At 64.9% G+C, this 19909-nt stretch carries 14 protein-coding genes; 9 read left to right on the top strand and 5 right to left on the bottom strand.

Features of this window, described 5'->3' with window-relative positions; translation table 11 throughout:
• The first annotated feature begins 265 nt into the window (after positions 1–265).
• The 5 genes from peaA (at position 266) to ABOA88_RS02220 (ending at position 6545) form a co-directional block, all read left to right on the top strand.
• Entirely contained in the window at positions 266–1831 is a 1566-nt protein-coding gene (gene peaA, locus ABOA88_RS02240; protein WP_196171256.1) for a quinohemoprotein amine dehydrogenase subunit alpha, read from the top strand.
• A 58-nt stretch (positions 1832–1889) separates the two neighbouring features.
• A complete protein-coding gene (peaB, locus tag ABOA88_RS02235) occupies positions 1890–3320 on the top strand; it encodes a quinohemoprotein amine dehydrogenase maturation protein (protein ID WP_196171255.1) in 1431 nt (476 codons plus the stop codon).
• 1 nt (position 3321) lies between these two features.
• Positions 3322–3645: a quinohemoprotein amine dehydrogenase subunit gamma gene (qhpC, locus tag ABOA88_RS02230; protein ID WP_043214471.1), complete on the top strand. Its 324-nt coding sequence runs from the start codon at positions 3322–3324 to the stop codon at positions 3643–3645.
• 32 nt (positions 3646–3677) lie between these two features.
• Positions 3678–4799 carry a quinohemoprotein amine dehydrogenase subunit beta gene (gene peaD, locus ABOA88_RS02225; protein ID WP_196171254.1) on the top strand — a complete coding sequence of 374 codons (1122 nt, stop codon included), beginning with the start codon at positions 3678–3680 and terminating at the stop codon, positions 4797–4799.
• A gap of 75 nt (positions 4800–4874) precedes the next feature.
• A complete protein-coding gene (locus ABOA88_RS02220) occupies positions 4875–6545 on the top strand; it encodes a fatty acid CoA ligase family protein (RefSeq protein WP_196171253.1) in 1671 nt (556 codons plus the stop codon).
• Positions 6546–6933: 388 nt separating this feature from the next.
• On the opposite strand, the gene mobA is transcribed toward ABOA88_RS02220, so the two are convergent.
• The 3 genes from mobA to ABOA88_RS02205 all read right to left on the bottom strand — a co-directional run bounded on the left by mobA (position 6934) and on the right by ABOA88_RS02205 (position 11880).
• On the bottom strand, positions 6934–7509 hold the full coding sequence (gene mobA / locus ABOA88_RS02215; RefSeq protein ID WP_367850911.1) for a molybdenum cofactor guanylyltransferase MobA: 576 nt from the start codon (positions 7507–7509) through the stop codon (positions 6934–6936).
• A gap of 61 nt (positions 7510–7570) precedes the next feature.
• Entirely contained in the window at positions 7571–10693 is a 3123-nt protein-coding gene (locus ABOA88_RS02210; RefSeq protein ID WP_367850910.1) for a multidrug efflux RND transporter permease subunit, read from the bottom strand.
• Positions 10694–10704: 11 nt separating this feature from the next.
• Positions 10705–11880 (bottom strand): efflux RND transporter periplasmic adaptor subunit, encoded by a 1176-nt coding sequence (locus tag ABOA88_RS02205; protein ID WP_367850909.1) that lies wholly within the window; start codon positions 11878–11880, stop codon positions 10705–10707.
• Positions 11881–12050: 170 nt separating this feature from the next.
• Between ABOA88_RS02205 and ABOA88_RS02200 the strand changes: the two genes are divergently transcribed.
• Positions 12051–12752: a response regulator transcription factor gene (locus tag ABOA88_RS02200; RefSeq protein WP_043213365.1), complete on the top strand. Its 702-nt coding sequence runs from the start codon at positions 12051–12053 to the stop codon at positions 12750–12752.
• Between the two features lie 6 nt (positions 12753–12758).
• Positions 12759–14057 (top strand): ATP-binding protein, encoded by a 1299-nt coding sequence (locus ABOA88_RS02195; RefSeq protein ID WP_196171249.1) that lies wholly within the window; start codon positions 12759–12761, stop codon positions 14055–14057.
• Between the two features lie 140 nt (positions 14058–14197).
• On the opposite strand, the gene ABOA88_RS02190 is transcribed toward ABOA88_RS02195, so the two are convergent.
• Entirely contained in the window at positions 14198–15289 is a 1092-nt protein-coding gene (locus ABOA88_RS02190; protein WP_196171248.1) for a GGDEF domain-containing protein, read from the bottom strand.
• A 417-nt stretch (positions 15290–15706) separates the two neighbouring features.
• Between ABOA88_RS02190 and ilvA the strand changes: the two genes are divergently transcribed.
• Entirely contained in the window at positions 15707–17269 is a 1563-nt protein-coding gene (ilvA, locus tag ABOA88_RS02185; protein ID WP_196171247.1) for a threonine ammonia-lyase, biosynthetic, read from the top strand.
• A 170-nt stretch (positions 17270–17439) separates the two neighbouring features.
• Complete coding sequence (gene yiaY, locus ABOA88_RS02180) at positions 17440–18588, top strand: L-threonine dehydrogenase (RefSeq protein WP_196171246.1); 1149 nt, start codon at positions 17440–17442, stop codon at positions 18586–18588.
• A 128-nt stretch (positions 18589–18716) separates the two neighbouring features.
• On the opposite strand, the gene ABOA88_RS02175 is transcribed toward yiaY, so the two are convergent.
• Positions 18717–19907, bottom strand: coding sequence for a hypothetical protein (locus tag ABOA88_RS02175; protein ID WP_367850908.1), 1191 nt, complete (start codon positions 19905–19907; stop codon positions 18717–18719).
• Positions 19908–19909: the final 2 nt, after the last annotated feature.

Below are 19909 nucleotides of genomic sequence, written 5' to 3'. Positions count from 1 at the left end.
CCCCCCCCCCCCCCCCCCCCCCCCCCCCCCCCCCCCCCCCCCCCCCCCCCCCCGGAGCCGTGTCTCACACTGAAACAGCCTGTCGCGAAATGGGACGTTCCGGTTCGCCGGTGGCTATATGAAATCCAAGGGAAAAATCAATCAACCTATTGAAAACAAAGGTTTTTGCGGAGGCTGGCACACTTTCTGTATCAGCCCTCGTCACATGCACCAGCGGTATCAGAGCGTGCGATAACGATAAGAACAACACCGTGGAGGTCTGACCTTGAAGACGACTCGACTCCGGCGGCATGCGGGCAAACTGGCGCTGGTCGCCGCCGCACTGCTGAGCACCCAGGCCATGGCGGCCGAGCAGGGCCCGAGCCTGTTGCAATCGAAGTGCATGGGGTGCCACATCCCCGAAGGTAACGACAGTTACAGCCGTATCAGCCATCAGCGCAAGACGCCTGAGGGCTGGCTGATGAGCATCGCGCGCATGCAGGTGATGCACGGCCTGCAGATCAGCGACGATGACCGTCGCACCCTGGTCAAGTACCTGGCGGACAAGCAGGGCCTGGCACCCAGTGAGACCGAAGGCGTGCGTTACGCCATGGAGCGCCGGCTCAATACCGTCGAGCATTTCGACGACCAGACCAGCCAGATGTGCGGCCGTTGCCACTCCGGCGCCCGTGTCGCCTTGCAGCGTCGCCCGGCTCAGGAATGGGAACACCTGGTCAACTTCCACCTCGGCCAATGGCCGTCCCTCGAATACCAAGCCCAGGCCCGCGACCGCGACTGGCTGGACATCGCCCTCAAGCAGATGGTCCCGGACCTGGCCAAGCGCTACCCCCTCGACAACCCGGCCTGGACCCAATGGCTCAAGACCCGGCCCAAGGCCGATGCCTTGCCGGGCCAGTGGGCCTTCAGCGGGCACATGCTGGCCAAGGGCGATGTGCGCGGTGTGATGAGCGTGACTGCCGACAAGGACGACACCTTCAAGGTCGAGGTCAAGGGCACGTACGCCGACGGCACGCCTTTCAATGGCAGCGGCTCGGCGATTCTCTACAACGGCTACGAGTGGCGCGGCAATGTGAAGGTCGGCGACAGCAACTTGCGTCAGGTGTTCGCCGCACTCGATGGCGAGATGAAAGGCCGCATGTTCGAGGCCGAGCACGACGAGCGTGGCCTGGACTTCAGCGCGGTGAAGGAGGGCAAGGCACGCCTGCTGGCGGTGCAGCCGGCGTTCATCAAGGCGGGCAGCGAAAGCGAGATCACCCTGGTCGGCAGCGGCCTGGCCGGCAAGCCGACACTGGGGGCCGGGGTCGAGGTGACCGAGGTGCTGGAGTCCACGCCGACGCAGGTTCGGGTCAAGGCCCGCGCTGCGGCCGATGCCGCGCCGGGGCAGCGCGAGGTGGCCATCGGCGCGCTCAAGGGCGTGAATCTGGCGGTGTACGACAAGGTCGAGGAGGTCAAGGTGGTCCCGGCCTTCTCCATCGCCCGTATTGGTGAGAACGGCGGCTCCACGCCCAAGGTCCAGGGCCGCTTCGAGGCCGAGGCCTGGGGCAAGGACGCCAGTGGCCAGCCCCTGCGCATCGGCTACCTGCCGGCCAAGTGGAAGGTTGAGCCGTTCAACGAACGCGCCGTGGAAGACGAGGACGTGAAGTTCGCAGGCCAGATGCAAGCCGACGGCATCTTCATGCCAGCCGGCGCCGGCCCCAACCCCGAGCGCAAGATGATGACCAACAACGCCGGCAACCTGAAGGTCATCGCCGAACTCGAAGACGGCGGCCAGAAGGGCGAAGGTCACATGATCGTCACCGTGCAGCGCTGGAACAACCCACCGTTGCCATGACGGCCGGTTGTCGCGCGTGCCATCCAAGAACGGGCTGAAGAATCATCGAGAGGTCGCCATGGGCGCACTATTGAACCTGGTCGAACGCAACCTGCACGAGGTGCGGGTGGATGCCGACCGCATGCTCTTTCATATCCCCAGCAGTTCGCTGTTCGCCGCCGACGCGGTGACCGGCGACATCATCGACACCTTGCGCCAACAGGGCTGCTCCGCCGAGGAACTGGTGCAGCGCCTGGGCCAGCGCTTCGCCGGTCAGGACATCGAAGACACGCTGCGCGAGCTAATCGCTCTTGAGCTGGTCAGCGACGGCTCGCCACTGACGCCGGAGATCGCCCTGCGCAAGGTCGAGCGCACGGCGCTCAACACCGTGGTGCTCAACGTCAACACCGGCTGCAACCTGAGCTGCACCTACTGCTACAAGGAAGACCTGGACAAACCCTCGGCTGGCAAGAAGATGAGCACCGCCACCGCCGAGGCCTCGGTGGAAATGCTGCTCAAGGAATCGCCCGACGAGCAGCGCTACAGCGTGGTGTTCTTCGGCGGCGAGCCGCTGTCCAACCGGCCGCTGATCGAGCACATGGTCGCCTACTGCGAGCGGCGTTTCGCCGAGGCGGGCAAGCAGGTCGAGTTCATCATGACCACCAATGCCACGCTGCTCACCGAAGAGATCGTCGATTGGCTCAACGCCCATCGCTTTGGCCTTTCGGTGAGCATCGATGGGCCCAAGACCGTGCACGACCGCAATCGCATCACCGTGGGCGGGCAGGGCACCTATGACGTGGTGCGGCGCAAGGTCGACATGCTGTTGTCGCGCTACCACAGCCGGCCAGTCGGTGCGCGGGTCACCCTGACCCGTGGCATCACCGACGTTGAGACCATCTGGAACCACCTGTTCAACGAGCTAGGGTTCGCCGAAGTGGGTTTTGCCCCGGTCACCTCCGGCGACATGGCCAGCTTCAATCTGACCGGCGAGGAGCTGGTGCAGGTCTTCGCCAACATGAAGGCCCTGGGCCGGCGCTACCTGGAGGCGGCACTGGAGCATCGCAACATCGGTTTTTCCAACCTGCACCAGCTGATCACCGACATCCACGAGGGCCACAAGAAGGCCCTGCCGTGTGGCGCCGGCTTGAAGATGCTGGCCGTGGATCATGAAGGCGAGCTCAATCTCTGCCATCGCTTCACCGGCTCCAGCCTGCCCACCTTCGGCAATGTGCACCAAGGCGTGAAGCAGGCGCAGCTCAATGATTTTCTGTCCCAGCGCCTGGACCGCAGCGGCACCGGTTGCGACAGCTGCCGTATCCGCAACCTGTGCTCCGGTGGCTGCTACCACGAAAGCTACGCGCGCTATGGCGACCCCACCCATCCGACCTACCACTACTGCGAACTGATGCGTGACTGGGTGGACTTCGGCATCGAAGTCTACAGCCGCATCATGGCCGCCAATCCGGCCTTCATCGATCGCTACATCACTCCGCGGAAGGCGCACTGACATGAAGCACTTGAAGCCCCTGAACAACAAGGCCCGCATCCTTGAGCAGGCCGCCGCCGAAGACCGTGTGGAAGAGGTCGTGGCCATGAGCGCGGTGGCAGGCTGCACCGCCACCACCGACCCGGGCTGGGAAGTGGACGCCTTTGGCGGCGTCAGCTCCCTCTGCCAGCCGATGGAGGCGGACCTGTATGGCTGCTCCGACCCGTGCTGGTGGCCTGCCCAGGTGCCGGACATGATGAGCACCTACCAGGACTGGAACGCCCAGGCCACCAACTCGATGGAAGACTGGCGCAACCTGGGCACCGTGTTCCCGAAAGACAAGTGACCGGCCAGACAAGAACAACAAGGGGAAACCGCATGAAACCTGGATTCTGCGCACAGCTCGCGCTCACCGCCGCCGTCTGTGCCGGCGCCTGGACGGCCCAGGCCGCTGACACCGGGCCCGCCCTCAAGGCCGGCCACGAGTACCTGATCGCCACCAACTACCCGAACAACCTGCACGTGGTGGACGTGGCCAGCGACACGCTCTACAAGACCTGCCGCATGCCCGATGCCTTCGGTCCCGGCACGGCGATGATGGCGCCGGACAAGCGCACCGCCTACGTGCTGAACAACCATTTCGGCGACATCTACGGCATCGACCTGGACACCTGTGGCACCACCTTCCACGCCAACCTATCCAACGTGCCAGGGGAGGTGGGGCGCTCGATGTTCTCCTTCGCCATCAGCCCCGACGGCAAGGAAGTGTATGCCACGGTCAACCCGACCCAGCGCCTGAACGACCACTACGTGGTCAAGCCGCCGCGCCTTGAGGTGTTCCGCACTGCCGATGGGCTCAATGCCAAGCCGGTTCGCCACTTCCCCATGCCGCGCCAGGTCTACCTGATGCGCGCCGGGGACGACGGCAGCCTGTACGTGGCCGGGGCGGACATCTACAAGATGGACGTGAACACCGGCAAGTACGAGGTGGCCTTGCCCCTGCGCAACTGGAACCGCCCAGGCTACAGCGCGCCGGACGTGCTGTACTTCTGGCCGCACCAGACTGGCCGTCACGAGTTCTCCATGCTCTACACCGTGGCCAAGTTCAAGGACGCCAAGCAGGACCCGAACGAGGCCGCGCTGCTGTATGGCTACCTGACCGTGGACCTGAAAACCGGCAAGACCCACACCCAGGAGTTCGCCGACCTCACCGAGCTGTACTTCACCGGCCTGCGCTCGCCCAAGGACCCTAACCAGATGTACGGCGTGCTCAATCGCCTGGCCCGCTATGACATCAAGGAACGCAAGCTGATCCAGGCTGCGAACCTGGACCACACTTACTACTGCGTGGCGTTCGACCGTGCCGGCAGCAAGCTCTACCTGGCCGGGACCTTCAACGACATCGCGGTGTTCGACCCGCAGACGATGAAGAAGGTGAAGAACATCAAGCTGCCTGGCGGGGACATGGCGATCACCACCACCCAGGTGTTCGTCCGCTAGGTCGGTGTGGGCTTCTTCGCGGGTTTACCCGCGAAGAGGCTGATCGGTAAACGCCAGAACAACAAGAGAACCCCCATGCCTCAGCCAAGCTACTCCCAGGGCAGCCCGGACAAGGCCTTGCTCACTCACTGTATCGGCGATGCCTTCGACGCCACCGTCGCGCGCTTCCCTGATCGCGACGCCCTGATCGTTCGTCACCAAGGGCTGCGCTACACCTGGCGAGAGCTGGCCGAGGCCGTCGACCGCCATGCCCGTGCGTTGATGGCCCTGGGGGTGCAGGCCGGCGATCGTCTGGGCATCTGGGCACCGAACTGCGCCCAGTGGTGCATCACCCAGTTCGCCAGCGCCAAGGTCGGGGCCATCCTGGTCAATATCAATCCGGCTTATCGCAGCAGCGAACTGGACTATGCACTGGGGCAGGCCGGTTGCCGCTGGGTGATCTGCGCGGGTGCCTTCAAGACCTCCGACTACCACGCCATGCTGCTGGGCCTGGTGCCCGGGCTGCAGGGCAGCCGCCCGGGTGAGCTGCACTGCGAACGCTTGCCTGAGTTGCGCGGCGTCATCAGCCTGGCCAAGGAACCGCCGGCGGGCTTTCTCGCCTGGGATGACCTGCAGGCCCGTGCCGATGAAGTCAGCGCGCAGGCGTTGGCCGAGCGCCAGGCGCAGTTGCAGCCAAACGATCCGATCAACATCCAGTACACCTCGGGCACCACCGGTTTCCCCAAAGGGGCGACCCTGAGCCACCAGAACATCCTCAACAACGGCTACATGGTCGGCGAAAGCCTGGGCCTGACCGAGCACGACCGCCTGGTGGTGCCGGTGCCGCTGTATCACTGTTTCGGCATGGTCATGGCCAACCTAGGCTGCCTCACCCACGGCAGTACCCTGATTTACCCCAACGACGCCTTCGACCCGCTGGCCACTCTGCGCGCGGTGTCCGAGGAACGTGCCACCGCGCTATATGGGGTGCCGACGATGTTCATTGCCGAGCTCGATCATCCCCAACGCGGCGAATTCGACCTCTCCAGCCTGCGCACCGGCATCATGGCGGGCGCCACGTGTCCGATCGAGGTGATGCGCCGGGTGATCGACGAGATGCACATGGCCGAGGTGCAGATCGCCTACGGCATGACCGAGACCAGCCCGGTGTCGCTGCAGACCGGACCGGACGATGAGCTGGAACTGCGCGTGACCACGGTGGGACGTACCCAGCCTCGGCTGGAAAACAAGATCATCGACGCCGAAGGCGCCACCGTGCCCCGAGGGGAGATCGGCGAGCTGTGCACCCGTGGCTACAGCGTGATGCTCGGTTACTGGAACAACCCCAAGGCCAGCGCCGAGAGCATCGACGCTGAGGGCTGGATGCACACCGGTGACCTGGCGGTAATGGACGAGCATGGGTATGTGCGCATCGTCGGGCGCAGCAAGGACATGATCATTCGTGGTGGCGAGAACATCTATCCGCGGGAGCTGGAGGAGTTCTTCTTCACCCATCCGGCGGTGGCCGATGTGCAGGTGATCGGCATTCCGTGCAGCAAGTATGGCGAGGAGATCGTGGCCTGGATTCGCTTCCATCCCGGGCATGTCGCCAGCGAAGAAGAACTGCGCGACTGGGCCAAGGCCCGCATCGCGCACTTCAAGGTGCCGCGTTACTTCCGCTTCGTGGAGGAGTTTCCGATGACGGTGACGGGGAAGGTGCAGAAGTTTCGGATGCGGGAAATCAGTATCGAGGCGTTGAAAGGGTAGGTTTGGGTTTTTGGGGTTTTGGTTGTATCCATTTTTTTGGTGGTGACGCCACTGGCGCTTTCCGCCTTTACGGCGGGTTACTTTGGTCTTGGCCAAAGTAACCAAAGCCGTTGGCTCCCCCATACGGCCCCTGCGCTGCGCTCCGGGGTTCCCTGCGCTCCGGTGCCTTGCGGGGCTTCGCGGCCTCCGGCTTGCTGCGCAAGCCTCCATCTCGCGACTTCGGCTGCGCCGAAGGGCGCTGCGCGCCAACCCCTCCAGACACCTCCACTTGGCCTTCTGAGGTCGCGATTGGTGGTGTCTGGGCTGGCGTGTAGTAAGTATCCGTACGATCGGGGATGGCGCCTGGGGGTACTGGCCAAGCCTGCTATGGGCCGCGCAGCGGCCCTGGTCACTGTTCGAGCCACTGGGGGCTGTTGAAGTTGCTCAGCCGACTATCTGTCTCGGTACATTCCAACCCTTGCACGGACGCGCGCAACAGGGCCTTCTGCAAGCTCCGTTCGCCAGTGCTCCAGGCCTGCTCCAGCAGCGGCAATACTTTGCGCGGCAGCACACTGAACATCGGCTGCCAGTACCCACCCTGGCGCACCATGGCCGGGCTATCGTGTTCGACCGCCAAGCGCAGCAGGTCGGTGACCAACGCTTGATCCAGGCGTGGCGCATCGCACGCCAGCACCACCACCCAATCATGCCGCGCAGCCGCGAGCCCGGCGATCACGCCGGCCAGCGGGCCCGGGAAGTCCGCCTCGGTGTCGGACACCAACTGATCGGCATAGGCCCGGTATGCCTCGTGGTTGCGGTTGCACGAGATCACCACATCGTCACTCAGCGGCCGCACCACCCGCTGCACGTGGGCCACCAGCGGCTCGCCGTGCCAGGGCACCAGGCCTTTGTCGCGGCCGCCCATGCGCTGGCCGCGGCCGCCGGCAAGAATGAGAACGGAACAAGGGGGCAGGGGAGCAGACATGAAAAAGGGTTCCAGGCAGTCATTGCCGGGAACCCTCCCATGTCACGCAGGTGTTGTCCAGTCAGGCTTCGTAGGGCTGCGCCTGGCTGTCCTTGGCCTGGCGCCGCCCGGCCAGGCGCATCACCACCACGAAGAACACCGGCACGAACACCACCGCCAGGGTGGCGCTGAGCATGCCGCCGATCACGCCGGTGCCGATGGCCTGCTGGCTCGCCGAGCTTGCGCCTGTGGCGATGGCCAGGGGCACCACGCCGAGGATGAACGCCAGCGAGGTCATCACGATCGGCCGCAAGCGCAGGCGTGCAGCCTGCACGGCGGCGCTCACCGGGTCCTGGCCCTGGTCCACCAGGCTCTTGGCGAACTCGATGATCAGGATCGCGTTCTTCGCCGACAGACCGATCAGGGTGATCAGGCCGACCTTGAAGAACACATCGTTGGGCATGCCGCGCAAGGTCACCGCCAGCACGGCGCCGAGCACGCCCAGCGGGACCACCAGCAGCACCGCGGTGGGGATCGACCAGCTCTCGTACAGCGCCGCCAGGCACAGGAACACCACCAGCAGCGACAGCGCCATCAGCAGCGGCGCCTGGCTGCCGGACAACCGCTCCTGCAGCGACAGGCCCGTCCACTCAAGGCCGGCGCCGGCCGGCAACTGGTCGACCAGACGCTGGATTTCGGTCATGGCCTCGCCGGAGCTGTAGCCAGCGGCGGGCTCACCGGAGATGGACACCGCCGGGTAGCCGTTATAACGGGTCAACTGCACCGGGCCACTGACCCACTTGGCCTGCACGAATGCCCCCAGGGGCACCATCTTGCCGCTGTTGTTGCGCACGTGGATCTTGAGCAGGTCTTCCACCTGACTGCGTTGATCGCCTTCGGCCTGCACCACCACCCGCTGCATGCGGCCCTGGTTGGGGAAGTCGTTGACGTAGTTCGAGCCCACGGCCGTGTCGAGCACCGCGCCGATATCGGCGAACGACACACCCAGGGCGTTGGCCTGGCGGCGGTCGATCTCCAGTTGCACCTGCGGGCTCTCGGCCAGCGAGGCTTCGCGCACGTTGGTCAGCACCTTGCTCTTGCGGGCCTCGTCCAGCAATTGGTCACGTGCCGCCATCAGCGCCTCATGGCCCATGCCGCCGCGGTCCTGTAAGCGGAACTCGAAGCCGGTGGATTCACCCAGCCCATCGATGGGCGGTGGCAGCACGGAATACGCCACCGCGTCCTTGAGCTGAGCAAAGGCCTCGGTTGCGCGGTCGGCGATCGATTGGGCGCTGTCCTCGGCGCCGCGCTCGGACCAGTCCTTGAGCGTGGTGAATGCCAGCGCCGCGTTCTGCCCGCTACCCGAGAAGCTGAAGCCCAGGATCAGTGTGGTGTTGCCCACGCCAGGTTCGCCGGCGTTGTGCGCCTCGATCTGCGCAGCCACCTGCTCGGTGCGCATGCGGCTGGCACCCGGCGGCAACTGGATGTCGGTGATGGTGTAGCCCTGGTCCTCGGTGGGCAGGAAGGCGCTCGGCAGTTGGCTGAAGCCATAGCCGAGCACCGCCAGCAGTACGCCATACACCAACAGGTAGCGGCCGCTGCGCTTGAGGGCGTGCACCACCCAGTGCTGATAGCCTTCGCTCATGCGTTCGAAGCGGCGGTTGAACCAGCCGAAGAAACCTTTGCGCTCATGGTGCTCGCCTTTGGCCAAGGGCTTGAGCAGGGTCGCGCACAGGGCCGGGGTCAGGCTCAGGGCCAGGAACGCCGAGAACAGGATCGACACCGCCATCGACACCGAGAACTGCTGGTAGATCACCCCCACCGAGCCCTTCATGAAGGCCATCGGCAGGAACACCGCCACCAGCACCAGGGTGATGCCGACGATGGCGCCGCTGATCTGGCCCATGGCCTTGCGCGTGGCCTGCTTGGGCGAGAGGCCTTCCTCGGCCATGATCCGTTCGACGTTCTCCACCACCACGATGGCATCGTCCACCAGGATGCCGATAGCCAGGACCATGCCGAACAACGTCAGCACGTTCACCGAAAAGCCCAGTGCCAGCATCGTGGCGAAGGTCCCCATCAGCGCCACGGGCACCACCAGGGTCGGAATCAGGGTGTAGCGGATGTTCTGCAGGAACAGGAACATCACCAGGAACACCAGCAGCATGGCCTCGAACAGGGTGCTGATCACCTGCTGGATCGACACTTTGACGAAGGGTGAGGTGTCGTAGGGGATGTCATAGCGCACGCCCTCGGGGAAGTAACGCGCCAGCTCTTGCATCTTGGCCCGCACCAGGGTCGCGGTCTCCATGGCGTTGGCGCCCGGTGAGAGCTGCACGCTGAAGGCAGTGGACGGTTTGCCGTTGAGGCGGGTGCCGTACTGGTATTCCTGGGCGCCGATCTCCACCCGGGCGACATCGCCGATGGTCACCGAGGAACCATCGGGGTTGGCGCGCAGGACGATGGCGGCAAATTCCTCGGGCGTGCTCAACTGGCCCTTGACCACCACGTTGGCGGTGATTTCCTGGGTGCCGCGCCCGGGCAGATCGCCGATGCTGCCGGGTGCGACCTGGGCGTTCTGCGCGGCGATGGCGTCGGCCACGTCATTGGGCGTGAGGTTGAAACCGATCAGCTTCTGCGGGTCGATCCAGATCCGCATGGCCCGCTCCGAGCCATACAGCTGGGCCTTGCCCACGCCCTTGAGGCGGCGGATCTCGTTCATCACGTTGCGCGCGAGGATATCGGAGAGGGCGGTCTCATCGAGGTTGCCGTCCTCGGAAGTGAGGGTGGCCAGCAGCAAAAAGCCTGTGGAGACCTTCTCCACTTGCAGGCCCTGCTGCGTCACCGGGCGTGGCAGGCGCGACTCGACCACCTTCAGGCGGTTCTGCACGTCCACCTGGGCCAGGTCCGGGTGGGTGCCCGGCTCGAAGGTGGCAGTGATGGTGGCGCTGCCCAGGCTGCTCTGGGACTCGAAGTACAACAGGTTGTCGGCGCCGTTGAGCTCCTGCTCGATCAGGCTGACCACGCTTTCGTCCATGGTCGCCGCCGAGGCGCCCGGGTAGACCGCGTAGATTTCCACCTGTGGCGGCGCCACGTTGGGGTATTGGGCCACCGGCAACTGGGGCAGGGCCAGGGCGCCGGCAAGCAGGATGAACAGCGCGACCACCCAGGCGAATACCGGGCGGTCGATGAAGAACTGCGGCATGAATCAGGCCCTCACTGGCCAGTGTGCTGAACGATGGGCAAGGCCTCTCGGGCAGTGTCGACCTGGACCTGGTCGCCGGCCTTGACGTGTTGCAGGCCTTCGATCACCACGCGCTCGCCGGCGGCCAGCCCTTGGATGACGATCCAGCGGTCGCCCTGGGCGTTGCCCAGTACCACCTGGCGTTCGCTGATGCGCGCCTGCTCATCGACCACCAGCACCTTGGGCACGCCGGCGCTGTCGCGCAGGATGGCGCGCTGCGGCACGCTGATGCCCTTCGGTTGCACGGCCTGGTCCAGGCGCACACGCACATAGCTGCCCGGCAGCAGGTCGAGGTCCGGGTTGGGGAACTCGCTGCGCAGGGTGATCTGGTTGGTGCTCGGGTCGACGCTGATGTCTGAGAACAGCAGCTTGCCCGGCAGCGGGTAGGCCGTGCCGTCGTCCTGGATCAAGGTCGCCCTGGCCTGGCCTTCGCCGACCTGCTGCAACTCGCCGGCGCGCATGGCCCGGCGAAGGGTATTGAGCTCACGGGTCGACTGGGTGACGTCGGCGTGGATCGGGTCCAACTGCTGGATGGTCGCCAGCGGTGTGGTTTCGTTCTGGCCCACCAATGCGCCCTCGGTGACCTGGGCCCGGCCGATGCGTCCGGAGATCGGCGCGGTGACCGTGGCGTAGCCCAGGTTCAGGCGGGCACGTTCCAGGGCTGCCTTGGCCTCGGCCACGATAGCCCCAGCCTGGAGGAAGGCGGCGCGGGCATTGTCGTACTCCTGGCGGCTGACCGCCTTGTCGTCCACCAGCTCGCGGTAACGCTGCTCCTGCAGGCGCGCCTGGTACAGGTTGGCCTCGGCTTTGGCCAAGGTGGCACGGGCGGCGTCGTGGTCGGCCTTGAACGGCGCAGGATCGATCAGGAACAGGACATCGCCCTGTTTGACGTCGCTGCCTTCGCGGTACACACGCTTGAGCACCACGCCGCTGACCCGTGCGCGGACCTCGGCAGTGCGCGGCGCGAGGATGCGACCGCTGAGCTCAGTGCTGATGGCCAGGGGCTGGACCTGCACGGTCTCGACCCGGACCTGGGGCGGGGGTGTCTGCGCGTCCTGCTCGGCGGCGTCGTTGCAGCCGGCCAGCGACAGGGTCAGCAACGCCAGAAGCGCCAAGGGGCGCAGGCGATAAGGGAAAGAAGTTGACATGCGGATCTTCCGAGAATGACCGAGCCTATGCTAAGGCAGCCGCTCCTGCGATGGCTGTGAAGCTATGTAGGGCGAATGTGAAAAAGTGTAAGAATTCTCATTGACGGCCCTGGGATTCTATATCCTGCAGCGCGTCAATCCTCTTCATTCACCCGTTCTTCTCACCGCCTATGCCGAATATTCTCCTGGTCGAAGACGACAGTGCCTTGTCCGAACTGATCGCCAGCTACTTGCAACGCAACGATTTTCACGTCCGGGTGATCGCCCGTGGCGACCACGTGCTGGAAGAGTTCCGCCGGCAAAAGCCCGATCTGGTGGTGCTTGACCTGATGTTGCCGGGCCTGGACGGCCTGCAGGTGTGCCGCTTGCTGCGTCAGGAGTCGCAATCCCTGCCGATCCTCATGCTGACTGCCCGCGACGACAGCCACGACCAGGTGCTGGGGCTGGAGATGGGCGCCGACGATTACGTCACCAAGCCGTGCGAACCACGCGTGCTGCTGGCACGGGTACGCACCTTGCTGCGTCGCAGCACGGTCAACGAACCCAGGCTGGACAGCGACCTGATCCAGGTCGGGGGCTTGCGCATCGACCTGGCTGAGCGCGTCGTCACCTGGCGCGGCGACGAGGTGGAGCTGTCCAGCAGCGAGTACAACCTGTTGGTGGTGCTGGCCCGCAATGCCGGCGAGGTGCTCAGCCGCGACCGCATTCTCCAGCAACTGCGCGGCATCGAGTTCAACGGTACCGACCGCTCGGTGGACGTGGCCATCTCCAAGCTGCGGCGCAAGTTCGATGACCATGCCGGCGAGGCGCGCAAGATCAAGACCGTGTGGGGCAAGGGGTATCTGTTCAGCCGGGTCGAGTGGGAGTACTGACGCGCCATGCTGAAGATTCTGGTGCGCCTGTATCTGGTCATCATCGCCGCCTACGCCGGCGCGCTGCTGTTCATCCCTGACACCATCGTCGGCCTGTTCCATGACCGTTTCATGGCCTACAACCTGGAGCAGGCCAAGGGCGTGCAGTCGCTGCTGGTGCGCCAGTTCCAACAAACCCCGCGCGAGCAGTGGCCGCAGGTGGAGCGGCAATTGGCGCAGAGCTTCGCACCACTGGAAGTCAAGTTGCTGCGCATGGACCAGGCCGAGCTGACGGCGCAGGAGCGCGCGCGCCTGACGCAAGGCCAGAATGTGGTGCGCATCGCCGACTGGGGCTACTACGACACCGCCCTGGCGCCGTTGGACCAGGACTGGCTGGTGAGCCTGTATACCCCGCCCGACCCGTTGGACATCAACCTGTTGTCCTGGGGTGTCACGGTGCTGATCGGCGCCGCCATGCTCGGTTGCCTGCTGCTGTGGGTGTGGCCGCACTGGCGTGACCTGGAACGCCTGAAGGAAACCGCCCGGCGTCTAGGCCAGGGGCAGATGGCCGAAAGGACGCATATTTCGCCGCGCTCGAACATCGGCGAGCTGGCCGGGGTGTTCGACACCATGGCCAGCGACCTGGAGCGGCACGTCAACCAGCAGCGCGAGCTGCTCAATGCGGTGTCCCACGAGCTGCGTACACCGCTGACTCGGCTGGATTTCGGCCTGGTGCTGTTGTTCGATGAGGTGCCACCCCCGTGCCGCAAGCGCCTGCTGGAACTGGTCGGACACGTGCGTGAGCTCGATGAACTGGTGCTTGAGCTGTTGTCCTACAGTCGGCTGCAGAACGCCGACCAGGCCCGCGAACGGGTCGAGGTGTCGTTGTTGGAGCTGGTCGACAGCGTGCTCGGCGGGTTCGCCGAAGAGCTCGACGGGCGGGGCATCCAGTGGGAAGTGCGGGCCGAGACGCGGTTGCCGCGCTTTGTGCTCGACCCCCGTCTGACCGCGCGCGCCGTGCAGAACCTGGTGCGCAATGCCATGCGCTATTGCGACGAGAGCTTGCTGCTGCGCCTGCGTCTGGAAGAAGACGGCGCGTGCCTGGTGACCGTTGAAGATGATGGCATCGGCATCCCTCCCGAGGAGCGCGAGCGGATCTTCCAGCCGTTCTACCGGCTGGACCGCAGCCGTGACCGCAGTACCGGTGGCTTCGGGCTGGGTCTTGCCATCAGCCGGCGGGCCATCGAGGGGCAGGGCGGGACATTGACCGTGGCCCAGTCGGCGCTTGGTGGTGCGCAGTTCAGGATTCGCCTGCCGGCAGGTTAGAGAATGACCAGGTTGTTCTGATACCGAGGTGCATTCTTCGCGGGTAAATCGGAGCGCCGAACCGCCGCTCCCACAGGTTCACCGCAAGCCTTGCGGGAGCAGGTTGACCCGCGAAAGGGCCAGAGCGGGCAACCTAGCAACTAGGCACCTTTGGCCAGTTGCGCCGACCAGGAGACGAAGCGGTCCTTGCCACTGTGCTTGGCTTCGTACAGCGCTTGGTCGGCCCGCACCAGCGCCATGCTCAGGGTGTCACCCTGCTCGACCCGGGTCAGGCCGATGCTGATGGTCACCGGGTGCGCGTTCAGGTCTTCGCGCACCCGCTGGCACAGCGCCCCCACTTGCCGTTCGGCGCCTTGTTGGTCGAGCCCCTGGAAGTAGATGGCGAACTCTTCGCCGCCCAGGCGCGCGTAGGCATAGCTGGCCATGGTCGCCTTGATGTGGGCGGCCACGCGCTTGAGCACCTCGTCACCGATGTCATGGCCGAAGCGGTCGTTGACGCGCTTGAAATTGTCGATGTCGATCATCGCCAGGTACTGCCCGGACGCGGCCAGCCGCAACTGCTGTTCGGCCGTGAGCATGAACGACCGGCGGTTGGGGATTTCGGTGAGGGCATCGATGTAGGCCTGTTCCAGCAGGACCTTGGACAGGTAGAAGTTGTGCAGCTTGGCTTGGCGCATCCGTAGATAGGCGTAGATCACCAAGCCGCAAAGAAACACCGCATAGCTCGTCAACATCGCCCCTTCGAGCTCGAGAAACTCGATACGGGTGTGCTGGAAAGGGTTGAGCATCAGCCAGGTGATGGCCATGGCACAGAAGAACGACCAGCGCCGCACGGGCAGCACCGAAACGCTGTAGAGCACCGTCGACACCCCCAGCACCAGCCATACGGGGCGCAGGGCAATTGGGATACCGTCGATCACCAGGCGCATGCCCAGGGTGATGGTCGCGATGAACACCAGGTTGAGCACATCGAAATGCTGGCTTTTGCGGGTAAAGCCAAGCACGACCGTGATGGCGCAGAGTGCGGTGAGAAAGACCATCGATCGCCAGGTGAACGCCTGATCGCCCAGATAGCTGACGATCAGGTCGAAGATCAGCCAGATGACGATGCTGACGCAGAAGATCAGCAGACAGAACCGGCGCATGGCCTCGAACTCGTGCTGGCGGAACTCGGCGCGCAGCGCGGCGGGGGCCACCTGCTTGCGCAACTGGTCTTCGATGGTCTTGAACATGCTGGACGGGAACTCCTTGAAGTCCTTTGATGTTGGCGCTGTGCCGCAGCGGGTATGTCCGCCCTCAGTCAGTCAAGCCCAGACTGTTCGACTGGTCCAGCCAGGTGCCGTCGTCCCATCAGGCGAGTCGTCGTCTACGTCTAGCAAGGCATCCAGCGTCGGTCGTCAGGCCGTGGTTTGACTGGCTTTTCCATCCCTCTCGGCGTATGAGGGAATTTGCCTGAAAGAGAGGGTGTTGACTTCCTACAAGGCGGCGGGCTAATTTCCCAACCCATGAACCCATACCTGCAGCGTCGCGCCATTATTATTACCGCCATTATCGGATTGGCGGGCTAGCGCGTACGTGCACCGAACCCGCCCTGGAGGCGGGTTTTTTCTTTCCGACTCCTGGGCCCTCGAAAACACCAGGAGTCATCGATGACCAACCTCAGCGTCAGCCCTCGTAACACCGTCTCGCCTGCGCAACTGCTTTCGGAACAGGTGCGCCGCATTCTCAGCGCCCCGGTGTACGACCTGGCCATCGAGACACCCCTGCAACTGGCACCTGCGCTGTCGGCCACCCTGGGCAACCAGGTGCTGCTCAAGCGCGAAGACCTGCAACCGACGTTCTCCTTCAAGATCCGCGGCGCCTATACCCGCTTGTCGCGCTTGACCCCAGCCCAGCGCGAGCGCGGTGTGATCACGGCCTCCGCGGGCAACCATGCCCAAGGCGTGGCGCTGGCCGCCTCGCGGCTGGGCATGCGGGCGACCATCGTCATGCCGACCACCACCCCGGAGCTCAAGGTCCAAGGGGTGCGCTCGCGCGGAGGCCACGTGGTACTGCATGGCGAAAGCTTCCCCCATGCCCTGGCCCATGCCCTGCAACTGGCCGACAGCGACGGCGCGACCTTCGTGCCGCCGTTCGACGACCCGGACGTGATCGCCGGCCAGGGCACCGTGGCGATGGAAATTCTGCGCCAGCAACCCGGCGCCTTGGATGCGATCTTTGTGCCGGTGGGTGGCGGTGGTCTGGTGGCGGGCATCGCGGCGTACGTCAAGTACCTGCGCCCGCAGGTCAAGGTGATCGGGGTCGAGCCTGAGGATTCCAACTGCCTGCAGGCTGCCCTGGCGGCGGGCGAGCGGGTGATCCTGCCGCAAGTCGGTACCTTTGCCGACGGCGTGGCAGTGGCGCAGGTCGGTGCCCATTGCTTCGAGTTGTGCCGCCATTTTGTCGATGAGGTGGTGACCGTCAGCAGCGACGAGTTGTGCGCGGCCATCAAGGACATCTATGACGACACCCGTTCGATTACCGAGCCCTCCGGTGCGCTGGCGGTGGCCGGGATCAAGAAGTACGTGGCCCGCGAAGGCGTCCAAGGCCAGACCCTGGTGGCGATCGATTCCGGCGCCAACGTCAATTTCGACCGCCTGCGTCACGTGGCCGAGCGCGCCGAACTGGGTGAGCAGCGCGAGGCGATCATCGCTGTCACCATCCCCGAGCGCCCCGGCAGCTTCCGGGCGTTCTGCCAGGCGCTGGGCAAGCGCCAGATCACCGAGTTCAACTACCGCTACTTTCCTGGCAAGGAGGCGCGGCTGTTCGTGGGCGTGCAGACCCACCCCCAGCACGACCCGCGCGAGCACCTGCTGGCCAGCCTGCGCGAGCAGGGCTACAACGTGCTGGACCTGACCGACAACGAACTGGCCAAGCTGCATGTGCGCCATACGGTGGGCGGCCATGCCGCGCCAGGGGCGGATGAGCGCGTGCTGCGTTTCGAGTTCCCCGAGCGGCCCGGGGCGTTGCTGGGCTTTCTCGAACGCTTGGGCAAGCGCTGGAACATCAGCCTGTTCCATTACCGCAATCACGGTGCGGCCGAGGCGCGGGTGTTCGCCGCGCTGGAGGTGCCGGGCGATGAGCTACCGGGGCTGCCCCAGGCGCTGGATGACATGGGCTATCGCTATTGGGATGAAACCGACAACCCGGCGTATCGGTTGTTCCTGGGGTAGGCGCTCGCACGCTGTTCAATCAGGGGCCGCTGTGCGGCCCATCGCAGGCTTCGCCAGCGCCTACAGGTGCTGTGTTGCCCATTTAGGCATGGCCTTGCGCTGGATCAACACCCCTCGCCGCAATCAGGCGGATCCTCGAAGGTACACAGACTTTTCGCGAGGATTCGGCCATGAGTAGCACGTTCTTCATTCCTGCCGTCAACATCATGGGTATCGATTGCCTGGAGGAGGCGATGGCCGCCATCGCAGGTTTCGGCCTGCGCAAGGCACTGATCGTCACCGACCCAGGGCTGGTCAAGGCCGGGGTCGCCGAGCGTATCGCCGGCATGCTGGCCATGCGCGACATCGATTCGGTGGTGTTCGATGGCGCCAAGCCCAATCCGAGCATCGCCAACGTCGAGGCGGGGCTGGCCTTGCTGCACCAGGCGCGATGCGACTGTGTGGTTTCCCTGGGCGGTGGCTCGCCCCACGACTGTGCCAAGGGCATCGCCCTGTGCGCCACCAACGGCGGCCACATCAGTGATTACGAGGGTGTCGACCGCTCCAGTAAACCGCAATTGCCGCTGATTGCCATCAACACCACCGCTGGCACAGCCAGCGAGATGACGCGGTTCTGCATCATCACCGACGAGGCGCGGCACGTGAAAATGGCCATCGTCGACCGTAACGTGACGCCGATCCTGTCGGTCAACGACCCGGCGTTGATGGTCGGCATGCCGCAGAGCCTCACCGCCGCGACCGGCATGGATGCCCTGACCCATGCCATCGAGGCCTATGTGTCCACGGCGGCAACCCCCATCACCGACGCCTGTGCGCTCAAGGCCATCACCCTGATCAGCGACAACCTGCGCCAGGCCGTGGCCGATGGTGGCGACCTGAAGGCGCGGGAGAACATGGCCTATGCCCAGTTCCTCGCGGGCATGGCGTTCAACAACGCTTCGCTGGGGTATGTGCATGCCATGGCGCACCAGTTGGGTGGTTTCTACGACCTGCCTCATGGCGTGTGCAATGCGGTGTTGCTGCCCCATGTGCAGCGCTTCAACGCCCAGGTCAGCGCCACACGGCTGCGCGATGTGGCCAAGGCCATGGGCGTGAAGGTGTGTGCGCTGGATGCTGAGCAGGGCGCGAGCGCGGCGATTTCGGCCATCGAGCACCTGGCAGCGGCGATCGGGATTCCGGCGGGGTTGGCGGAGCTGGGGGCGAAGGTCGAGGATGTGCCGCTGCTGGCGGCCAACGCCTTGAAGGACGCCTGCGGGCTGACCAACCCACGCCCGGCGAACCAGGCGCAGATCGAGGCGATCTTCAAGGCGGCGTTCTAGGCCAAGTCTTGGGGCGTCTGTACTGACGCTTTCGCGGGTAAACCCACTCCCACAGGCACCGCGCTGCGCTTCAGGGCAACGGTGAACCTGTGGGAGCGGGTTTACCCGCCAAGAGGGCAGCGCTGCCTTCAGCGCTCACGCATGAAGAAGCCGGCGACGAACTTGCGGAAGGTCTCCAGGCTCTTGAAGTCGGCGTAGCGCTTGAAGTTCTCGGTGTCTGGCTCTGGCCCGATCGGTTGTTCGAGCAGCGATACCGACAGCACCCGGTCCTGGTCCGAGGTCAGCACCAGCTCGTCCATCACCTGGCCGCCAATCACCGGCCTGCGCATCAACACCTTGACCCCCTTGCTCGCCATCCAGTCGATCAACGACACCAAGGCCTTGAGCGGCTCGCGCTCTTCGTCGCGGTACACCGGGAACAGGTGCCCACGTGACAGCACCGGGACGCTCGCCACGTGGATCAACTCGTAGAAATGGCTGCCGGCGGTGGTAGGCGAATAGAGCATCAGGGCCAGCAACGGCCCGCGCGTCTTGCCGCCGTCCCAATACAGGTGGTGACCCTGGAAGTCGAAGCCGTCCTCGGTGCGGGCGTTGAAGACCTTGCGCCCCTTGATCTGGTCGATGCAGTCGAGCAACAGCCCATGACGGCGATGATTACCGAAGGCCGTGGCTTCGCGCAGGCGGGACTTGAGCATCATCATGTGCTTCATGTCCAGGCGGGTTTCCAGGTAGTTGCTCGCCGGTACGCGCTCGACCAACGGGTAGCGGGCGGCCACGCCGCGCAGGTCGGCGAACTGGGCGGTAAGGTCTTTCTTCAGGTGCGTGGCATAGACATTGAGCCCGCTGGCTTCCATCCAGGTCAGCAGCAATGAGAGCAAACGCTGCTGTTCGCGACGTTCAGTAGCGGTTCCGGTGCTGGCTGGGCCACCTTCGCTGGCAGCGTGGAAGTCGCCCAGCAGACGCAGTGGAGTATCGGGCGCCAGCCACGCGGCAGGCTGCGCGGCCTGCTCAGTGCGTTCACCGGCTTCGCGCTCGACCTTGGTGAACGGGCAGCCCGGGGCATGCTCGGGGGTGTCAGGGTTGTTGCGCAAGAACAAGGTGCCAGTACTGCCGTTGAGGGTGATGTTGAGCACAGGCAGGGCGTCCCGCCGGCAATCGCAGGCCAGCCACTGGTTGGCGCTGCGCACTTTCATCAGCCATTGGTTGGCGTGCAGCAGGCGGGGGCCGGCGAGGGCGCCAGTGGCAAAGCCGACCAGCAATTCCTCTTCGGCCGGGGTCAGGCTACGCACCTGCGCGGCGGTTTTGTCGATGATTCGCATGA

It is taken from the genome of Pseudomonas sp. PKS, from assembly GCF_051913525.1.
Classification (GTDB): domain Bacteria; phylum Pseudomonadota; class Gammaproteobacteria; order Pseudomonadales; family Pseudomonadaceae; genus Aquipseudomonas; species Aquipseudomonas guariconensis_D.
The sequence above is the reverse complement of the archived record's forward strand: the minus strand, read 5'-3'. Positions and strand labels throughout refer to the sequence as shown.